The sequence below is a fragment of the Acinetobacter junii genome, assembly GCF_018336855.1.
Taxonomy (GTDB): domain Bacteria; phylum Pseudomonadota; class Gammaproteobacteria; order Pseudomonadales; family Moraxellaceae; genus Acinetobacter; species Acinetobacter junii.
In genome coordinates, this window is record NZ_CP059558.1 from 3,113,680 (window position 1) to 3,133,376 (window position 19,697).

General features: G+C 39.3%; 17 protein-coding genes and 1 pseudogene. 7 read left to right on the forward strand and 11 right to left on the reverse strand.

Features of this window, described 5'->3' with window-relative positions; all coding sequences use genetic code 11:
- Positions 1-4: 4 nt before the first annotated feature.
- Positions 5-1,144 carry a threonine synthase gene (gene thrC, locus H2677_RS14425; protein ID WP_002048893.1) on the forward strand — a complete coding sequence of 380 codons (1,140 nt, stop codon included), beginning with the start codon at positions 5-7 and terminating at the stop codon, positions 1,142-1,144.
- 66 nt (positions 1,145-1,210) lie between these two features.
- Here thrC and H2677_RS14430 read toward each other — a convergent pair whose 3' ends face one another.
- The 3 genes and pseudogenes from H2677_RS14430 to pbpG form a co-directional block, all read right to left on the reverse strand.
- Positions 1,211-1,990 carry a hypothetical protein gene (locus H2677_RS14430; RefSeq protein ID WP_212638809.1) on the reverse strand — a complete coding sequence of 260 codons (780 nt, stop codon included), beginning with the start codon at positions 1,988-1,990 and terminating at the stop codon, positions 1,211-1,213.
- Positions 1,991-2,013: 23 nt separating this feature from the next.
- Positions 2,014-2,349 (reverse strand): annotated as a pseudogene (locus tag H2677_RS14435) (DUF6915 family protein); the annotation flags it as partial.
- 87 nt (positions 2,350-2,436) lie between these two features.
- Positions 2,437-3,498: a D-alanyl-D-alanine endopeptidase PBP7/8 gene (pbpG, locus tag H2677_RS14440; RefSeq protein ID WP_125297253.1), complete on the reverse strand. Its 1,062-nt coding sequence runs from the start codon at positions 3,496-3,498 to the stop codon at positions 2,437-2,439.
- Positions 3,499-3,709: 211 nt separating this feature from the next.
- Between pbpG and gacA the strand changes: the two genes are divergently transcribed.
- From gacA to H2677_RS14455, 3 genes are read left to right on the forward strand one after another with little or no spacing between them, the layout of a single operon-like run.
- Positions 3,710-4,345, forward strand: coding sequence for a response regulator transcription factor GacA (gene gacA / locus H2677_RS14445; RefSeq protein ID WP_004957336.1), 636 nt, complete (start codon positions 3,710-3,712; stop codon positions 4,343-4,345).
- A 15-nt stretch (positions 4,346-4,360) separates the two neighbouring features.
- Positions 4,361-5,926 (forward strand): sensor histidine kinase, encoded by a 1,566-nt coding sequence (locus tag H2677_RS14450; RefSeq protein WP_212638810.1) that lies wholly within the window; start codon positions 4,361-4,363, stop codon positions 5,924-5,926.
- A 22-nt stretch (positions 5,927-5,948) separates the two neighbouring features.
- Positions 5,949-7,379 carry a sigma-54-dependent transcriptional regulator gene (locus H2677_RS14455; protein WP_004917021.1) on the forward strand — a complete coding sequence of 477 codons (1,431 nt, stop codon included), beginning with the start codon at positions 5,949-5,951 and terminating at the stop codon, positions 7,377-7,379.
- 38 nt (positions 7,380-7,417) lie between these two features.
- On the opposite strand, the gene H2677_RS14460 is transcribed toward H2677_RS14455, so the two are convergent.
- From H2677_RS14460 to lptF, 4 genes are all read right to left on the reverse strand, one after another.
- Positions 7,418-8,593, reverse strand: coding sequence for a S41 family peptidase (locus H2677_RS14460; RefSeq protein ID WP_212638811.1), 1,176 nt, complete (start codon positions 8,591-8,593; stop codon positions 7,418-7,420).
- A 9-nt stretch (positions 8,594-8,602) separates the two neighbouring features.
- Positions 8,603-10,147 (reverse strand): 2,3-bisphosphoglycerate-independent phosphoglycerate mutase, encoded by a 1,545-nt coding sequence (gene gpmI, locus H2677_RS14465; protein WP_004957318.1) that lies wholly within the window; start codon positions 10,145-10,147, stop codon positions 8,603-8,605.
- Between the two features lie 119 nt (positions 10,148-10,266).
- Positions 10,267-11,337, reverse strand: coding sequence for an LPS export ABC transporter permease LptG (gene lptG, locus H2677_RS14470; RefSeq protein ID WP_005403525.1), 1,071 nt, complete (start codon positions 11,335-11,337; stop codon positions 10,267-10,269).
- The gene (gene lptF / locus H2677_RS14475; RefSeq protein ID WP_004917030.1) at positions 11,337-12,437 is read right to left on the reverse strand and encodes an LPS export ABC transporter permease LptF; all 1,101 of its coding nucleotides are present in this window, start codon (positions 12,435-12,437) and stop codon (positions 11,337-11,339) included. Before lptF ends, lptG begins: the two co-directional genes overlap by 1 nt.
- A 158-nt stretch (positions 12,438-12,595) precedes the next feature.
- On the opposite strand from lptF, the gene H2677_RS14480 reads away from it, so the two are divergent.
- The 3 genes from H2677_RS14480 (at position 12,596) to blhA (ending at position 15,274) form a co-directional block, all read left to right on the forward strand.
- A complete protein-coding gene (locus H2677_RS14480) occupies positions 12,596-14,044 on the forward strand; it encodes a leucyl aminopeptidase (RefSeq protein ID WP_099949330.1) in 1,449 nt (482 codons plus the stop codon).
- A 152-nt stretch (positions 14,045-14,196) separates the two neighbouring features.
- On the forward strand, positions 14,197-14,613 hold the full coding sequence (locus tag H2677_RS14485; protein ID WP_039046873.1) for a DNA polymerase III subunit chi: 417 nt from the start codon (positions 14,197-14,199) through the stop codon (positions 14,611-14,613).
- A 34-nt stretch (positions 14,614-14,647) separates the two neighbouring features.
- Positions 14,648-15,274, forward strand: coding sequence for a cell division protein BlhA (gene blhA, locus H2677_RS14490; RefSeq protein WP_125272425.1), 627 nt, complete (start codon positions 14,648-14,650; stop codon positions 15,272-15,274).
- Between the two features lie 33 nt (positions 15,275-15,307).
- Here blhA and H2677_RS14495 read toward each other — a convergent pair whose 3' ends face one another.
- The 4 genes from H2677_RS14495 to ribD form a co-directional block, all read right to left on the reverse strand.
- A complete protein-coding gene (locus tag H2677_RS14495) occupies positions 15,308-15,967 on the reverse strand; it encodes a riboflavin synthase (RefSeq protein ID WP_099949332.1) in 660 nt (219 codons plus the stop codon).
- A gap of 149 nt (positions 15,968-16,116) precedes the next feature.
- A complete protein-coding gene (locus H2677_RS14500) occupies positions 16,117-16,956 on the reverse strand; it encodes an MIP/aquaporin family protein (RefSeq protein WP_212638812.1) in 840 nt (279 codons plus the stop codon).
- Between the two features lie 342 nt (positions 16,957-17,298).
- Positions 17,299-18,591, reverse strand: coding sequence for a DNA adenine methylase (locus tag H2677_RS14505; protein WP_004917048.1), 1,293 nt, complete (start codon positions 18,589-18,591; stop codon positions 17,299-17,301).
- On the reverse strand, positions 18,588-19,688 hold the full coding sequence (gene ribD / locus H2677_RS14510) for a bifunctional diaminohydroxyphosphoribosylaminopyrimidine deaminase/5-amino-6-(5-phosphoribosylamino)uracil reductase RibD (RefSeq protein WP_212638813.1): 1,101 nt from the start codon (positions 19,686-19,688) through the stop codon (positions 18,588-18,590). Before ribD ends, H2677_RS14505 begins: the two co-directional genes overlap by 4 nt.
- Positions 19,689-19,697: the final 9 nt, after the last annotated feature.

Consider the following 19,697-nt stretch of genomic DNA (forward strand, 5'->3'; position numbering starts at 1 on the left):
CATCATGTCGAATGCCAATCGTTATACTGGTCTTGTAGATCGTTATCGTGACCGTTTACCTGTGTCTGCAACTACACGTGCAATTTCTTTAGGCGAAGGAAATACTCCTCTTATTAAACTAGAGAACATTCCACGTATTATTGGCAAAGACGTTGAAATCTATGTGAAGTACGAAGGTCTTAACCCAACAGGTTCATTCAAAGACCGTGGTATGACGATGGCTGTAACCAAAGCGGTTGAAGAAGGCTCGAAGGCAATTATCTGTGCATCAACAGGGAATACTTCAGCTGCAGCAGCGGCATATGCAGCACGTGCAGGAATCAAAGCATTCGTTTTGATTCCTGAAGGCAAAATTGCAATGGGTAAAATGGCTCAAGCAATGATGTACGGTGCAATCACCATGCAAATCCGCGGTAACTTCGATGACGGTATGCGTCTAGTAAAAGAAGTAGCAGATCAAGCGCCTGTGACTATCGTAAACTCAATCAATCCTTATCGTTTGCAAGGTCAAAAAACCATTGCGTACGAAATTGTTGAAGCTCTAGGGCGTGCACCTGACTACCACTGTTTACCAGTAGGTAACGCAGGGAATATCACTGCACACTGGATGGGTTATACAGAAGCAGTAGCAAATCAACCTGCTGATCAGTTCGAACAAGTCATCTATGATGCAGCAACAGATCAATTCACTGGTCCTAAACCTGAAGGCTTACCAACGATGGTTGGTTATCAAGCTTCTGGTGCAGCGCCATTCTTACGTGGTGCTCCAGTGGAAAGTCCAGAAACCGTTGCAACGGCTATTCGTATTGGTAATCCACAAAGCTGGAATCATGCAAAAGCAGTTGTACGTGATTCGAAAGGTTGGTTCGATGAACTTCAAGATAGCGAAATTCTCGAAGCTCAACGCTTACTTTCTATGTATGAAGGTGTTTTCGTAGAGCCAGCTTCTGCTGCTTCTATCGGTGGTGCTATTCGTGACATTAAAGCAGGTAAAATTGCTGAAGGTTCTGTGATCGTATGTACTGTGACAGGTAACGGTTTGAAAGATCCAGATACAGCAATCAAACAATGTGCGGATGCTGTGATGTTATCCATTGATGCAACGATGGATCAAGTTAAAGATTCTATTCTTTCAAATATGTAAGAATAAATTTTTAGTAATAAAAAACCAGTTGCTTGCAACTGGTTTTTTATTAACTAGAACATGATTTTATTCTTCATATTCATAATCTTCATCATAGCTGTATTGTTTTGCTAAGTCTTTTTCAATTTTTTGAATTTCTTCTAGACTAATTTCCTTAATTTCAAACAAAGGCTGCTTCAATAGCGAATTCACAGCATACAATGCTTCATCTTGCCAAGCATCAATGACAAGGGTTTGTTTTGCTTCATCATAACTTAAACCAGATTGTGTACTAATCATTGCTTGCAATAAAATCGGTTGAGCTGAAAGCTCATCTAAGCTACCTTTTAGTTCAATTGCTGAATAATCATAATCAGCAAAAATATGCTCAACTTTAGATTTAAAAGCATCTAAATTTTCTGAATATATTAAACCCGCAAAGCATTCATCATGCTCCTCAACCCATTGTTGTTTTTTTACAGACCATAAACCATAAAATTTGACTTGATTTTCGAATTCAATCAATTGGAATTTTTGCATTCCAGCAAGCTGAATAAATTCAAAGGTATCATCGTCACTTAAACTTGCAGGTAATACATCGTCAGAGATATCCCCTTCTTCGCAAATATGTTCACCACAACGTGAATATACGAAATCATCTAATTGCTGCAATAATGCTTCATCAGCATCAAAAAGAGATTCAACTTCATATAAAGCAAAATCACACGCTCCATCTATCTCAAGTTTTTTATAAGCTAATTCAGCCTGTTGTTTATTATCAAAAATATTCGCAATACGATTGCCAGCTACGTAGAAAACTTCATCGTTATAACCAAAATACTTGGCACGAATCACATATGTGCTCATTTTATTCCCCTAAAAATATATCGTTAAGTCGTTTGTTTTATTTGATGTAATGCTTGCGCACTCAGAGGAATTGCCATCCAATTGTCCATCCACAATTCAAAATGCATTGCATTAAAAAAATCAGCAGGGCTATAACGAATATTTCCCAAACTAGGCAGTGATCCCAATCGAGGTAAGATATCAAAAATAAACCAGCTATTATGTGTCAGTAATAAAGAATGTAATTTACCCGTCAATGCTAATGGCGATAACATCATTTGCGAAATTGTTTTATCCTTTACATAGTTAAGATGTAATAGTTCTAAATGTTGTTCAAAGTTTTGGGGTAATTGCTTCACATCTATCGCATTTACAAAATTAAAAGACAAGTTATGTCGTCTTTCTCTGATTTTTTAAAGACATAAAAAAGCTCTTCATAAAGAAGAGCTTTTAACAATCCAAGGCTACTAAATACGTTTTGGTAGGGTAGCCACCCAATTTAATAGATTAGTGGCATCATTTGTACGTGCTTGAGAAGTTGAAGCCCCGAGCAATACGACAACAGCTGGACGAGAATTAACTGTGGTGTGCATCACTACACAACGTCCTGCCTCATTGATATAACCTGTTTTTGATAAGTTAATATTCCAACCACCATTACGTACTAATGCATTGGTATTATTAGACTTCAAAACACGATAGCCTAAATTAAAATCATAAGTAGGTGTTGTTGAGAACTGACGAATCAAACCATATTGAGATGCAGCACTAACCAAAATACCTAAATCTCTTGCTGATGAAACATTATGTGGATCAAGGCCTGTAGATTCAGCATAACGAGTTGATGTCATACCTAATTGTCTTGCTTTTGCATTCATCGCAGCCACAAACGCTGAACGGCCACCTGGATATGTACGAGCTAAAGCAGCAGCAGCAGGATTCTCAGATTTCATCAATGCGAAAAGCAGTAGTTCTGCACGATTCATCGTATCCCCAGCACGCAATGTAGAACTTGAGTTCTTACCACCAGCACCAGCGAAATCGATTTGTTGTAAGGTGATCTCTTCCGACATGTCTAAACGAGCATCAGCTGTCACAACTGCGGTCATGACTTTAGTAATCGATGCAATTGGAACTGCTAAGCTACTATTTTTACTGTACAGTACTTCACCAGTTTGTGCATCCATGACTAATGCTGCACGTGCATTGACAGAGGGTTGATTGCTATACCCGAAAGTGTCACGTATTTGTACGCTCTTTTGAGGCGCCGTTGATGAAGTAATGGAAGCAGAGCCACTCCCTCGTAAAGTTGTCGTGACTGAAGTTGAACCTTGTGGGCTGATCTCAGTCTCATCATCTTCCAGAAGTTGACTAACATCATTTGCAGACCAACTAATCGAAGCTGACGAACTGCCCGCACTCGGAGATACTGAATTATTATTCACTAATTCAGCAAAACTTGTTGAACTCCACGCCAACAAGATCGACATGCTTAACACATGCAAGACAGATTTTTTAGAATTTTTCACGACACAATACTCAACTCAGGACGCTGTACATTTGCGCTTACTATCATTATGCCTTACATTTGAACAAATCGGGTAAAGCTTTTATAGACACAATTGTGTACAACTATTCTCTAATCACAAAGAATAGGATTGCTAATTTTGTCGTTTCATTGCAAGCTAATTTTGCTTTATGTAACAAAAAACCAGTTTTTTGAAAAAAAAGGAGGTCTTCTTGATCACTGTTCTCGTTGTTGATGATCATGAACTCGTACGCACAGGCATTTGCCGTATGTTAGAAGACCATCCAGATGTAGATGTTATTGGACAAGCTGAATCTGGCGAGGAAGCAATTGCATTGGTTCGTCAAAAACACCCTCAAGTGGTATTGCTTGATGTCAATATGCCAGGTATTGGTGGCGTTGAAACTACTCGCCGACTACTCCAGTCAGCACCAGATACAAAAGTCATTGCTGTCAGTGGTTTAGCAGAAGAACCCTACCCATCACTACTGCTCAAAGCTGGTGCTAAAGGTTATATTACCAAAGGCGCACCAATTTCGGAGATGGTTCGAGCGATCAATAAAGTCATGCAAGGTGGTAAATACTTCAGTGCTGATATTGCAGAGCAGTTAGCTAGCTCATATCTTTCAGATACTCAACAATCCCCATTTGATTCGCTTTCAGAACGTGAAATGCAAGTCGCGATGATGGTCGTTAACTGTATTAGTGCTCAGGAAATTGCCGATAAATTGTTTGTAAGCGTTAAAACTGTCAATACTTATCGTTATCGTATTTTTGAAAAACTAGGGATTGATAGTGATGTCAAACTCACACACTTAGCGATTCGATACGGTCTTATTAAACCTTAAGAAAAGTGATCACATATGCTGGGCAAAATAGCCTCTTCCGTCTCCCAAACTGTCTATAAGCTTGGTATTTGGTACAGTGGATATCGGCTGATTATTTCTATCAGCCTTTTGCTCATTTATCTATTAACGGCTGAGCAATTAGCCTCCAATTATGATTACCCTTTTTTATATTTCTATACACTGATTTGCTTTATTGCATTTAGTATTTTCCAGCTTTTTTTACTCAAAATACTTCCAGTACAAGTCACCAAACAGCTCATTTTAATTTTTCTTATTGATGTGATTTGTTTAGCGCTGATTACTTTCTCTGCAGGGGGACCAAATTTACAATTAAGTTTGTTATACGTAATCGTAATCTTTTCTTCTGCAATTCTATTAAACTCTCAGCTCTCGCTGATCGTGACACTTTTTGCTGTCATTATGGTGGTTTATCAACGTTTTATTGGTGATTTCTTTAACTACAATAACTTAAATCATCTCGGAAACAGTGCCTTACTGGCATTTCTATTCTTTGTTGTGCATGCGATTGGACGTATTGCAGTACAACGTTTTAAAATTTTAGAGACATTGACATTCCATCAATCCATAGAGATTCATCAACTTCAAAATATTAACCGCTACATCCTTGAACAGATTGAAGATGGTTATCTCGTTCTAGATGAAAGTAATCATATTGTTTTAAGCAATCCTGCTGCCAATACTTTACTTGGAATTAACGTTCCTGTTTCTACTGAGAAAACACCTTTAATAAAATGGCAACCCGATCTTTTTGAGCTGATCAAATTTAGTGAGCTAAAAGATGGTGAGGAATTTAGTTTTGAATCACAACTTAGCCCATACACGGTCAATGTTAGAGTCAAACATTTAATTGTTCCTGAACAGCCCTTATTCTTATTGATCCTGAAAGATGCCCAAAAACTTACTCAACAGGTTCAACAATTAAAATTGGCAGCTTTAGGACAACTTTCTGCAAGTATTGCACACGAAATCAGAAACCCACTTGCAGCTATTGTACAAGCCAATGAATTACTTAAGGGTAGCGATATCCATCAGCAAGACATGCTATCTCGAATGATTAGCAAACAGGCAAAAAGGATCGATAGCATCATTCAAGATACTTTGGGGATGGCACGCAATAAACCTACTGAACCACAAATTATTCAATTAACAGAATTTTTTGAAACATTATTAAATGAAGATTTAGCAGATGTTAAATCTAAGATCAAACTCAGTTTGCCTGAAAATTTAGCAATTCTGTTTGATGAAAAACAATTAAGACAAGTGTTAATCAATCTTATTCGTAATGCTATAAGACACAATGCACCTGAAGCAGAATATATTGAAGTGAATATTCATCTAAATGATGGTCGCACCCGAATAGATGTGATTGATTTTGGTACAGGCGTTGCAAAAAGAGATATTTCTCAGTTATTCAAACCATTTTTTAGTACCGAAATTAAAGGAACTGGTTTAGGATTGTACTTGTCTCATAGTTTTTGTGAGGCAAATCATGCAAAGCTCAATTATATAGAGCAACAACAAGGAGCATGTTTCAGGATTGAATGCTCAAAAATTCATTGATTAAATTAGGTTTTTCGGGGAAATGGCAACTAAACAACCTCTCGTCTTACTCGTAGACGATGAAGAAGACTTGTGTCTTCTTATGCAAATGACGCTCGCACGTATGGGAATCAAAACTCATCTTGCATATCGTGTGGAGCAAGCCAAAAAATTCTTTACCGAGTTTCAGTACGATGCATGTCTAACCGATCTTAATCTTCCAGATGGAAATGGTCTTGATCTCGTTAAACATGTGACTCAAAACTATCCAAACACACCCATCGCTGTTCTTACTGCTTACGGAAATATGGACATTGCAATTGCAGCACTGAAAGCTGGAGCGTTTGACTTTGTTAGCAAACCAGTGAATCAGACACATCTTGATCAACTGATTCAAAAAGCTTTAAACCGCCCTCAACCAGAACAAGAGGCGGTAGAAACAGCCTTAGAAAACAAATTGTTGATTGGGCGTTCAGCACCTATTCAGCAATTACGGATCGCTTTAAAAAAGATTGCCCGTTCACAAGCACCTGTTTTTATTACAGGTGAATCAGGAACAGGAAAAGAGGTCGTTGCGAACTTAGTGCATCGTTTAAGTAATCGCAGCGAAGGACCTTTCATTGCCATCAACTGTGGTGCTATTCCAACAGAATTAATGGAAAGCGAATTATTCGGTCATAAGAAAGGCAGTTTTACAGGTGCAACACAGGATAAACAAGGACTTATCTTATCTGCACACGGTGGCAGCCTTTTTTTAGATGAAATCGCAGAACTTCCCTTAAACATGCAAGTAAAACTTTTACGTGCAGTACAAGAGAAAAAAATTCGCCCTGTTGGCTCAGATCAAGAAATTGATGTGGATTTCCGTGTGATTAGTGCCAGCCACCAAGATTTAGAACTTTTGGTTCAGCAAGGTCGCTTTAGACAAGATTTATTCTTTCGCATTCATGTGATGGATATCGTATTGCCCCCACTTCGTGAGCGCGGTCAAGATATCTTAATTCTGGCGAATCATTTTATTCAAAAGATTAGCCAAGAATGGGAGTTACCTGTTAAATCCCTCACCACACGTGCAGAGCAATTCCTCTTGCAGCAATATTTTCCAGGTAACGTTCGCGAACTTCGAAACATTATTGAACGTGCAATCACTCTCAGTGATGATGAAACCATTGATTTGGCTCATTTGCAAACTGCACCTCTGCGTAGCTCAATCAGTATTCCTTCAAATGCTTATGTTCAGTCAGATGAAAGTGAAATAACGCTGCAAAGTGCGAGTCCAAACCCAAGCTCTAAAAAATTACCGCCAGAAGGTTTGGAGCGCTATTTAGAAAATATTGAAAAAGAAGTGTTATTGAATGCTTTAAATCTGACCCACTGGAATCGAACGCTAGCAGCAAAAAAACTTGGAATGACCTTCCGATCTTTACGCTATCGTTTGAAAAAGTTTGGTTTAGATACTGAGGATGATGAGTAATCTCTGAATAAGAAGCCCCATAAAATTTGGGGCTTTTTTTAAATTTTGCTTTTTAAAGTCAATTCTGCCACATGTTCTAGATATGTATCTTCCCTTGTTTCAGGCGACAAGGGATAGGTTTGATGAGGTTGAATCCCTTGACCTTCAATCATATGTCCTTCAGGCGTGTAATAATGAGAAACCGTCATTTGTAAGGCGGCTCCGCTAGGAAGTGGAAAAAGCTTTTGCACCACACCTTTCCCATAACTATTTTCACCAATTACCCATGCTCTTTTATGCTCTTTTAATGCAGCAGTAAATACTTCAGCAGCTGATGCGGAACGATGATTAATCAAAATCCCTACTTTTAGATTTTGAAAGTCATTTGAAGGAAGTGCTTGAAATTGTTGATCTCCCTCAGAACGACTTTTTGTCGTCACGATCAAACCTTGGTTTAAAAATAAATCGGCTGACTCAACAGCAGCGGATAACAATCCACCTGGATTATTACGTAAATCCAAAACAACAGCTTTCAAACGATTTGAACTATATTCATCAATAATTCTTTTGATTTCATTTGCAGTGTCTTGTTGAAAGACACGAATTTTTAAGACTAAAACTTGATTGTGCAGTAACTCAGGTTCGATATCCGTTTCAACTTTTTTGTTTCTGACTAAGATGATAGTACTCGTGCTATTTTCAGCTTGTATTTGCACGGTGCTACCAATAGACCCATAAAGCAAACCAAGGACTTGATCTTGGTTTAAATTTTTTAATTCTTGATTATCAATTTTTAAAATTGTCTGCCCATTACGCAAACCCAATTTATTTGAATCAGAACCTGTTTTTAAATCTTGAATCTGCCATGCACGGATATGCGTGTCGTAATTCAAATTAAAATCAACTGATGCTAAATCACCTTCGGTATATTGAATGAGTTGGCGATATTCTTCTGCAGAAAGATAACGAGAATAACGATCTAGACCACTGACTAGACCTTGTATGGATTGTTGGAACAAAGCATCGTCAGATTTTTTATCGACGTAATTGTCCTTCACAATGCTATAGATTTGAACAAACTGTTGAATTGATTCAATCGGAACTTCGGCACTACGCGATTCAGAACTCTCATCCCATTCATGCGTATGTGAGATCGGTGCAGCAAAGGAGGAATATCCCCCACACATCAACAAACTAGCAAATAATGCGCGATATATGTTGTTGTGTGGGGTCATTCTCTCACCTTATTGTAACGTAATTAGATTTTTACCTTGCATCTCTTGTGGAACAGGAAGATTCATTAAACTGAGCAAAGTTGGTGCTACATCTGCAAGCACGCCACCTTCAGCGATTGTTGCTTGTGTAGGTCCAACATAAATGAATGGCACCAGCTCAGTGGTATGTTGCGTATGTACCTGTCCGCTTTCATAGTCCTGCATTTGCTCTACATTACCATGATCAGCAGTAATTAACATATGACCTTTGTTTGCCATCACTGCTTCGTAGACTCGACCTAAACATGCATCCACAGTTTCTACTGCTTTCACAGCAGCATCAAACACACCAGTATGACCAACCATATCACCATTTGCATAGTTCACAACTAACAGATCAAACTCACCTGAATTGATTGCATTAACCAACTCATCAGTGACTTCAATTGCACTCATTTCAGGTTTTAAATCGTAAGTTGCGACATTAGGCGATGGAATCAAAATACGCTTCTCACCTGCATATTCATCCTCACGACCACCACTAAAGAAGAACGTAACATGTGCATATTTTTCTGTTTCAGCAATTCGTAACTGTGTCTTACCCAATCCTGATAGATATTCACCAATCGAATTCTTCAACTCTTCAGGCATATAAGCAACGGGAGCATCAATACTTGCTTGATAACGAGTCAGCATAACGAATTTTGAAAGTGCTGGAATTACTTTACGTGTAAAGCCTGTAAAATCTTTTTCAACAAAAGCACGAGTAATTTCACGCGCACGATCGGCACGGAAATTCATAAATACAATACTGTCGCCATCTTGTACTTTAACAATGTCACCAATACGTGTTGCTTTGACAAATTCATCGTTTTCATCAGCGGCATAAGCGAGATCCAACGCTTCAACCGCATTGCTAGCAATACGAGTCGCCTCACCCTCAGTCATTAAACGATAAGCTTGTTCAACACGATCCCAGCGATTATCACGGTCCATTGCAAAATAACGACCAATCATCGAAACAATGCGACCCTGATTTGGGTATTGAGCAAATACAGCATCTAATTTTTCTAACGAAGGTTTCGCACTACGTGGTGGAGTATCACGACCATCGAGAAATGCATGTAAGTAGACCTTTGCACCACGTTTTAGTGCAAGCTCACACATCGCCACGATATGATCTTCATGTGAATGAACGCCACCCTCTGACAACAAGCCCATGATATGCACAGCACCATTTGCAGCTTTGGCTTTTTCTACAGCATCAACCAATACTTCATGCTCAAAAAAAGCACCAGTACGGATATCTTTAGTAATACGAGTAAAATCTTGGTACAACACTCGACCTGCACCAAGATTCATATGTCCAACTTCAGAGTTACCCATTTGCCCATCTGGCAAACCGACATCTTCACCTGAACCAGAGATTAAACTATTCGGATGCTTCGCTTTCATGGCGGTTAGATTTGGCGTTTTTGCTGCTAAATACGCGTTATCTTCAACTGCTTCACGATGTCCTACACCATCCATGATTACTAGAACGTGAGGAATTTTGCCAGCATTTGCATCCGTCATATTGGACTCTCTGTTTGTCTATCATTTGATCGGCATAGTTTACCGAAATTTGACAAAATTCTCTATGACCTGACGGATGGCTTTGCTCAATCGATAAGATACGGAAAGCAAATGCTGCGTTAACGTGCTCGATAGAGCAAATAACTACCGATGCCGAACATCAGCATAATTGGCAACAATACAAACCATGCAGGAGATGGCGCATAAACCAAACTTGCATAACCTAAAAAGTCTTGCAAGTAGAAAAAGCCTAATCCCGTAAATAATGCTATCACCAGACGAAAACCCATAGACTGTTGACGCAATGGACCAAAAATAAATGAACAAGCAATCAGAACCAGTGCAATCAATGCAAAAGGAGAAGATACTTTTTGCCAGAAAGCCAGTTCATAGCTCTTTGGTACTTGGCTATATTCTTCCAAATAGCGCATAAAACTAACCAACTGACTTGGAGATAAATCTTCAGGATCTAAGGTCACCATGTGCACATATTTCGGCTGCAAAGCGAGACCTAATGCCTGTTGAGCATGATCAGTTTTAATTGCATTACCTTGAGCCAGCAAATCAACTTGATGTGAGTCCTGTAAAGTCCATTGACCATCTTTCACAAACTGACCTTTCTCAGCAGTAATAAAAGACTGAAGACGATAATTTTGATCAAAATCAATTGACTGAATATTGCGCAATTGCCCTTGAGAGTTTGCATAGTCAATATATGTAAAACGTTGACCTTCTCTCGACCAATATCCTTTTACTTCACCTAAAGTCGCAACACTACGTTGTTTTTTAATGCTTTGAGCTTTTTCATTTGTATATGGAATAACCCATTCACTTAATACAAAAGACAAAACAATTAATAACAGTGCTGAACGCATAACCCAGCCAACTATACGCCATAGGCTGATACCCACCGAGCGCATGACAATCAGTTCACTGTTCGATGCCAATGCCCCTAGACCAAGTACAGAACCTATCAACGCTGCTACAGGTAAAATTTCATACAAATATCGAGGCGCACCCCACATGACATACAAAAATGCCTGCCATGCGTTGTAATTAGGTTTAAGTGAGCCTAACTCACCTAGATACGTAAACAACACTTGTAAAAAGGAAAGCACCAATGTTGTTCCCAACATTGCGAGTACCGTGGTTTTTGTCACATGTTTGGCGACTATTCGACGTGCTAACATCATAACCCCACTCGCTGAATGCCTTTCTTAATTTTAGGCGCTAATTTCTGTTTGCGTGCAAAAATCGCTGCTGCAATTGCATAGACAAGAAGCACAACTGGATATGCCCAAATATCTAACTCTTCTTTACTAATTCGGGTCTTAATTGCAATCATCAATACAATTAAACTGGCAAAAATAAAAATCGCAGGAATAAGACGATAATAACGACCTTGTCTCGGGCTAACTTCAGATAATGCTACGGCGAGCAACAAAGCAACAAGGATCACAAACGGTCCAAATATCCGCCATCCCAACTCACTACGAACCACCGAATCATCACGTTTTTGCCATAATTTACTCATAGATAATGCTTCAACATCATCACTTTCAAATTTAATATCTTTATCATTCTCTAAACGTAAGCGATATGACTGAAATTCTGCTTGAGTGTAGCGTGGCTGATTCGGATAAATTTCGTAACGACGCCCCTGAACGAGGTCTACCACATTGGCTGTGTCATTCGCCATTTCCACGCGTGTAGCTTCTTTTGCCAAGATCATGACATCAGGTTTGTCTTCACGTTCAGCTTTTTGATAATAGAAAATATCTTTTAAGTTTTTGCGATCTTCTGACAAAGAGCCAGCATAAATGGTGTATGGCCCAGAAGAAATAAACTCCTTCGGTCGAACCAAATCAAAACCTGCTCGCACTGCTTGAGTTTGCATCAAACTCTCGTAAGCTCTGATTCCCGACGATGATCCCCAAAACATCAGAAAAGATTGAACAAGCAAATAAACGAAGGTCATCGGTAATAATAATTTTGCCAATTGATTTCGACTGACGCCACTACCATTCAACACCGCCATTTCATGGTCAACATAAAGTCGACCAAATACCAGCATCAATCCAATGAAGAAACCGAGTGGAAGAATCAACGTCAAAAATTCGGGTAGACGATATGCAATGATACTCAGCAAAACGCCAGCATCTAAACGACCTTGTGCAGCTCGTCCAAAAATCTTGATTAACTGACCACCCATAATAATGAGCGTAAGTAATGCAGTTACAACCAAAGAAGTGGACACCACTTGTTTGACGAGATAACGCCGAATAATCAAAGTAATGCTTCCAAAAAATAGACCAATCGTGGGGTAACGCTAGTTTACCCGAATGTTAAAAATATAAAACCTATCGCATGTTGCCGATTGCAAGCTCATACCTGAACGTGTTTAATGGACTTATCTATCTTTTTTGCTCATTAGGTTTTACATAAACAATGAAATTTACACTTCATACCGCATTACCAACTCAAGCGTCTAGTGAATCTTTGTGGATTTTAGTTGATTCAGAGCAATTACAACAAAGCACAAAGTCTTATAAAATCAACAATCTAGATAATCTTATTTCAGCAACACAATTTAAAGCAGCCTTCAACGAGAATTTACCGCTTATTGCTCAAATAGAAGAGCAAGCTAATGCCCAACTGCTTGGTTTAGGTAAAAGTAACGAGTTAAAACCTAATAAATTAGCAAAACTCGCACAAAGCATTATCAAATCGTCACAAAATAAATTTAAAGAAATTACGATTGATCTCACTGCTTTGCCAACAGATTTACATGCCTTATTTGCACTCAGTTTAAGTCAAGCAGGCTATGGTTATGACGAATTCAAATCCAAAAAAAATGAATTTGTTTTAGAAACCATTCATCTTGTTGCTGAAACAACTCTATTAGATGATGCACAACTCAACTTAGTTCATGCTGTTCAGTCTGGACAAAACTATGCACGCGACTTAGGCAATCGACCAGGAAATATTTGCTTCCCAGAATATTTAGCTGATCAAGCACTGGCTCTTGCTGCTCAATATCCAGATATGTTGCAAGTTACCATTCTTGATGAACAACAAATGGCTGACCTTGGGATGTATGCGTTCCTTGCCGTAAGCAAAGGATCTGATCGTCCAGGTCGAGTGATTACTATTGAATATAAAGCCAATACAGATCAAGCTCCGATCGTACTTGTCGGCAAAGGTGTAACCTTTGATACAGGTGGTATCTCACTGAAGCCTGGTGCTGGTATGGATGAGATGAAATTTGATATGTGTGGTGCTGCTTCAGTACTTGGCACAATGCAGGCTCTTTGCGAAGCACAGCTACCAATTCATGTGGTAGGTGCGATTGCCGCAGCGGAAAATATGCCATCAGGTCGGGCGACTCGACCTGGTGATATTGTAACGACCATGAGTGGTCAAACTGTAGAAATTCTAAATACTGATGCAGAAGGTCGTCTGGTTCTTTGTGATACGCTCACCTATATCAAACGCTTTAACCCTGCTCTTGTGATTGATATTGCAACACTTACAGGTGCATGTGTCGTTGCATTAGGTAAAGTTGTAAGTGGCTTATTTACTCCTGATGATGAATTGGCTCAAGAGCTGCTACAAGCTGGCGAACAATCACTCGATCGTGTTTGGCGCATGCCTGTGATGGAAGAATATCAGGAATTGCTAGATTCACCTTTTGCAGACATTGCGAATATCGGCGGCCCACATGGTGGGGCAATCACAGCAGCATGTTTCCTCGAACGTTTCACACGTGACTATCGCTGGGCACATCTCGATGTTGCTGGTACAGCATGGTTATCTGGAGCAGCTAAAGGAGCAACAGGTCGCCCAGTTCCATTATTGATGCAATTTTTAGCAAATCGTACTCAAACGAATAACTAAGTGTTTTGACATTTATCTTGTCATAAAAATAGGGCTTGGACATAACTTTGGACGATTCAAAATTGAGAAGTTTCTAGCCCTATTTGAGCATATTGATGTATTCGCTAGCGAATACATCAACCCAACCATAAAAAACAGATATGTGTAATTAGATGTCAACTCAAGCTCAAATTAGTTTTTATCTATTTGAAAATAGTACTGAGCGACAAGTTGAAAGTGCTTGTCGTTTATGCCGAAAGATTTTGAACCAACATCCTAAAGTATGGTGGTATTGCGATAATACAGAAATGCAGAACGAACTTGATGAGAAGCTTTGGACTTTTGATCCAACAAGTTTTATCCCCCATGGGATTCATTTAGAAAATAGTGCCGTATGTATTTCAGAAGAATTACCATCATCCAATGATTGGATTGTCTTTAATTTTAACAATCATGCACTTGAACAAACTCAAGAATTTCGACACATTATCGAAATTATTGAAAATAATGAAATTGCGAAACAAATCGGTCGAGAAAAATTTAAAATGTATCGTCGTTTAGGTATAGCACCTCGAACATTTAAATTATAAATCCGAAATTAGAGCGTCATTCGAGGAGTGTCAGGTGGCATTAAATGTAGGTCAAGACTTTAAAAAACGTTGGTTAAACACGCCTGAAGCGGTTCGCCAAACGTATCAAGAAGATTTAGCTCGCATCTGTGATTTACTCCTGCCCCAAACACCCATCCAAACTTGGGTTCATCATGATGAACAAGCACAACGAGATTCTGCACAACGAATTGAAAAAGCATATGCTGATCTCAAAGCAGAATTAATCGAACAAGCAAGAATCCGTAAACAATTGGCTTTAGAAAAGGCTCTTGAAGAAAAACGAGCTGCTGAAGCAGCATATGCAGCACAGCTTCAAGCGGATGAAGAGCGTCAGTTCGAACAACAAACTGAACATTTAGCAGCATTACGTCATCATATTGACCAAGAAATTGCAGACCAAACTGAACGTTATCAAGTAAATCCAGAACAACCAAGTATTGATTATGCTCAAGCTCAACACATGGTCATTAAAGATGAGCAAATTCAATCTGAGCTTGAAAGTGTGCGTGTCCGACTGGAATTAGAAGCTGAAAGTATGATTGAACAAGCGGTCACAGTTTTTAGAGCAAAATTACATGCGATTGCGCAAGACGAAATAGAATACATTCTCAAAAATAGTCAATTTTCAGATGAAGAATAATAAAAAGCCCAGTTCAAACTGGGCTTTTTTGAATCACTTCAAGAAACCATTTTCGGCCAAAAATGCCATACTGATATTGGATTCAGTTTTCTGCTCAGCCGCCTTATCACCGAGTAGTAATCTTTCGATATAACGAGCCAACACATCAACTTCAAGATTGACTTTGCTTCCAACTTGCCAAGTTCCAATATTGGTACGTTCAGCCGTATGCGGGATCAAATTCAAACTCAAAATATTGCCGCGTAAATGGTTAATGGTCAGACTGATCCCATCAACTGTCACAGAACCCTTTTCTGCCAAATATTTGGCTAATTCAACAGGTGCAGTCACTTCAAAATACAATGAACGGGCATCATGGCGGACTAAAGTAATTTCACCCAAGCCATCAACATGACCACTGACAATGTGCCCACCAAAACGAGTCGTTGGCAGCATTGCCTTTTCGACATTCACCGCTTGACCAACTTTCCACTGCCCCAATGTCGTACGATTCAAACTTTCACGGGAAACATCAGCCGCATACCAATTATCGCCCCATTCGATCACCGTCAAACAGATACCATTGGTTGCAATCGAATCCCCCAAATGCACATCCGACATATCCAGATCAGTTTGAATACGTAAACGAACATCGCCGCCCACACTTTGTAAGCTCTCAACCTTACCTAAACTTTCAATAATGCCTGTAAACATGGGAGTTTCAACCTATCTTTATGCAATACGCGCCATAGTCAATGAGATACCTTAAAGCAAAGAACTTGAGATAACAAGCCACTCAGAGTTCAAATCATCAGAGATAAAAAAGGTAGTCATTTGACTACCTTTGAACAATTCAATGAGGTTTATTGAAACTCAGAAATTTGTGAGTTCATCTTTTCTTTGACTTCAACTTGCTGATGTTTTAGAAATTGGCTAAAGAAAAATTTATAGCCCAATACACCTAAACACGCACCTAAAATTGGTGCAAAAATAGGAACAATGAAATATGGAATATCACGACCACCAGTAAAAGCGACAGGTCCCCAGCCCATAAAGTAAGCAACCAATTTAGGACCAAAATCACGTGCAGGATTCATTGCAAACCCTGTTAATGGACCAAAAGAAGCACCGATTACAGCGACAAGCAATCCGACCAAAATAGGTGCTAAAGCTCCACGTGGTAAGCCATTAGTATCATCGCCAATCGCCATAATTAACCAAAGTAAAAGCATAGTGATAAACATTTCCACCATGAATGCTTGACCAATCGACAACAACGGATGTGGATAGGTTGAGAAAATCCCTGCTAACTCTAAACTTTCTACGCTGCCGCGGAGCATATGATGAGTCTGCTCATAGTCCAGAAATAGGTTACTGTATAAAACATATACAAGGAATGCACCCAAGGCTGCACCAGCGACTTGTGAAATGACATAAAAAGGAACTTTACGTTTATCAAACCCAGCAAATAAAGCTAAAGCGATAGTCACTGCAGGATTGAGATGAGCACCTGAAATACCCGCCGACAGATAAACAGCTAGAGCAACTGCTAAACCCCAAACGATACTAATTTCCCATAAACCTAAGTTTGCTCCTGCAAGCTTAAGTGCAGCCACAACACCAATACCAAATGATAGAAATATTGCGGTAGCGAAAAACTCTGCGACACATTGACCCCATAAAGTAGGTTCCGAGCGACTCATAACAACCTCACTTGGTCATAGCTACTGATCAGCATGACCTTAAATCAAGCTCGGCAAAATATATTCATTTTCGAAAATGATCAATATTTTTAAGGTATTTTTTAAACCAAATAGTAAAATATTTTTCAAATAACAAAATCAATAAGTTCAAATGAAAATAATATAAGCTTCTGTTTTTGATTATTATTTATAAAATTAACAATTAAATATGAATTTATAAAAGCTCTTTATAACTCACATACAAAACAATAACTTAATCTAAATATTAGCTCTAATGATTAAAAAAGATAAAAAATATAAAAGCCCAGACACCATTTTATAAAAAATGATGTCTGCATTAACCTACCATAGTGCAAGTTGCGTGCTGTTGCCTGTTGTATCGACCCCGCCTAGCTCAGCGAAATGATAAAGCTGCCCTAATAGTTGTCTTAATGGAGGACCAGACTTAGCATGAGTATCTGTAATGACAATAAATTCAAGTACACGTGCACGTTCAGATTGGCGTTGTTTACTAACTCGATAGCGTGGAACATCTTGCGTAAGTAATGTTACTTTGCCGCGTTTTAAATTCGCTGTAAGTAAATCTTTAGGCTCGATATTTCCATCAGTTGAATAGCTTGTCAAAATATAACGTGCATTAATCGTTTCAAGTAACTTCTCATAAGCATCTTTGGCATGCTTCGAAGAGTTATAAGGGCTAGGACGCTCTTTACGCCATGCTCGATCAATACCACTCTTGAAGCCTTTTGTATCAGGTGATGGCAAGTCGACTTGATCCCACAAAGTCAAAGCATTTAAGACATGATAATTACTGCTGTAAGCATGTTGGTTGTAAGGAGGATCAAGATAAGCAACATCAACCTCAAAACCACTCATTTGATTTGCTAAATGCTGAGCATCTACACACCACATTTCAGCAGCAGGTCGTTTGCTATCACCAATTTCACAAAAGCGACTTGGGGTAAGCCACAATAAAGATTCAATACGTTCTAGTGCAGTTTGAGTTCGCCCACCCCACCCTTGATGGAAACTCTTGAATACACCACTGGTATTACTCACAAAACTGGCTGAATAAAGTAATGGCGCCAACAAAGCACTCATCTCGACATCATTAATTGCACCTTGAGCTTGCCATGTCGCAATCTGTTGTCGAATTGCATCTATACGCATGCCATTGCGGCGTTTAAAGAACAATCGATCACGGGAAGGATCGTAAATATCATCATTGCGTGGGCATAAATTATGGGTCACCCAGCCTTTGACTTCAGGGAGCCTGTTTAAGTAATCAATCGCCTTTTGATAACCACCCAACTCTTTGAAAGCTGGTGCATCCACACAAGCTAAAATGGCATGATTGAGTGCATGACTATAGGGCTCCCAATCATTAGCAATCACACGATACCCATTTTGGCGGGCTAAACGAGAAACAACACCACTCCCTGCAAAAAAATCCGCAAAAATCGGTGGATTCTTCTTTTTACTATTCAGAGTACCTGTAATCTCAAGCGCTTCTAAAATCAAATGTAGAAGTCGACGCTTATTCCCGAGATATGGAACTAACTGATGAAAAAGATATTCGTCAGTGGTACGTGCTGCATGACGACGTTTGTGATAAACCGATGGTTCTGGATTCATATGATCTCTTGGATAGGGAGCAATCTCAGGCGAATATCTTGCCCAAGTTGGGTTACATCGACCAACTCAAAACGAAGTTGCTCTGCCATTTTGCTAAACTTAGCGTTGAACATTGGACGGGCAGATTGACCAAGTAAAGTAGGTGCAACATAACTAATCATTTCATCAACCAAACCTTGTTCTAAAAAGGCGGTTGATAAGGTTGCACCCGCCTCTACCAACACATCATAAATTTGATATTGCTGAGTGAGGGTTTGCAATAATTGATTCAATGGTTGCGGCGCTAATTGTATCACGCCTAAATCGGCAAGTTCTTGACGAAATGGTGTCATCACTATGACGGTTTCAGGATTTTGTAAAATCTTGGCACTCAGAGGTAACTGTCCCTGACGATCTAAGATAATTCGTTTAGGTTGTACAACCGAACTGAGATCAACCCCGTCTAAGAAACGAACATTGAGTTCACAATCATCTGCTAGAACGGTCTGAATACCTGTAATCACAGCAGCGGCGATGGCTCGCCAATGTTGTACATCTTGACGTGCTGCTGTTCCAGTAATCCATTTCGATTCACCAGATGCCATCGCAGTCCGCCCATCTAAGCTAGATGCAATTTTCAAACGTACATAAGGTAAACCTGTCGACATCGCTTTTAAGAAGCCAAAATTTAAAGTTTTGGCTTCTTCATCACAAATCCCAGTTTCCACTTCTATACCTGCATCTTGCAATATTTTGACGCCTTTACCAGCAACCAGAGGATTTGGATCAGAACAAGCAACGACAACCTTTTTGACTTGAGCTTTTACTAAGGCTTCCGCGCAAGGTGGTGTCCGACCAAAATGGGCACACGGCTCTAAAGTCACATATGCCGTGGCATCTTTGGCATTTTCTCCAGCTTGTCGAAGTGCAAATACTTCTGCGTGTGGCTGACCTGCTTTGGGATGAAAACCTTCACCTATGATTTTTCCATCTTTAACAATAACGCAACCCACATTTGGATTTGGTTTAGTCGAATACTGACCACGTCGTGCTAAATCAATAGCCTGTTGCATCCAGTACTGATTTTCAGAAAGATGATCTTGGATTAAATCGGACATGATTTCCCT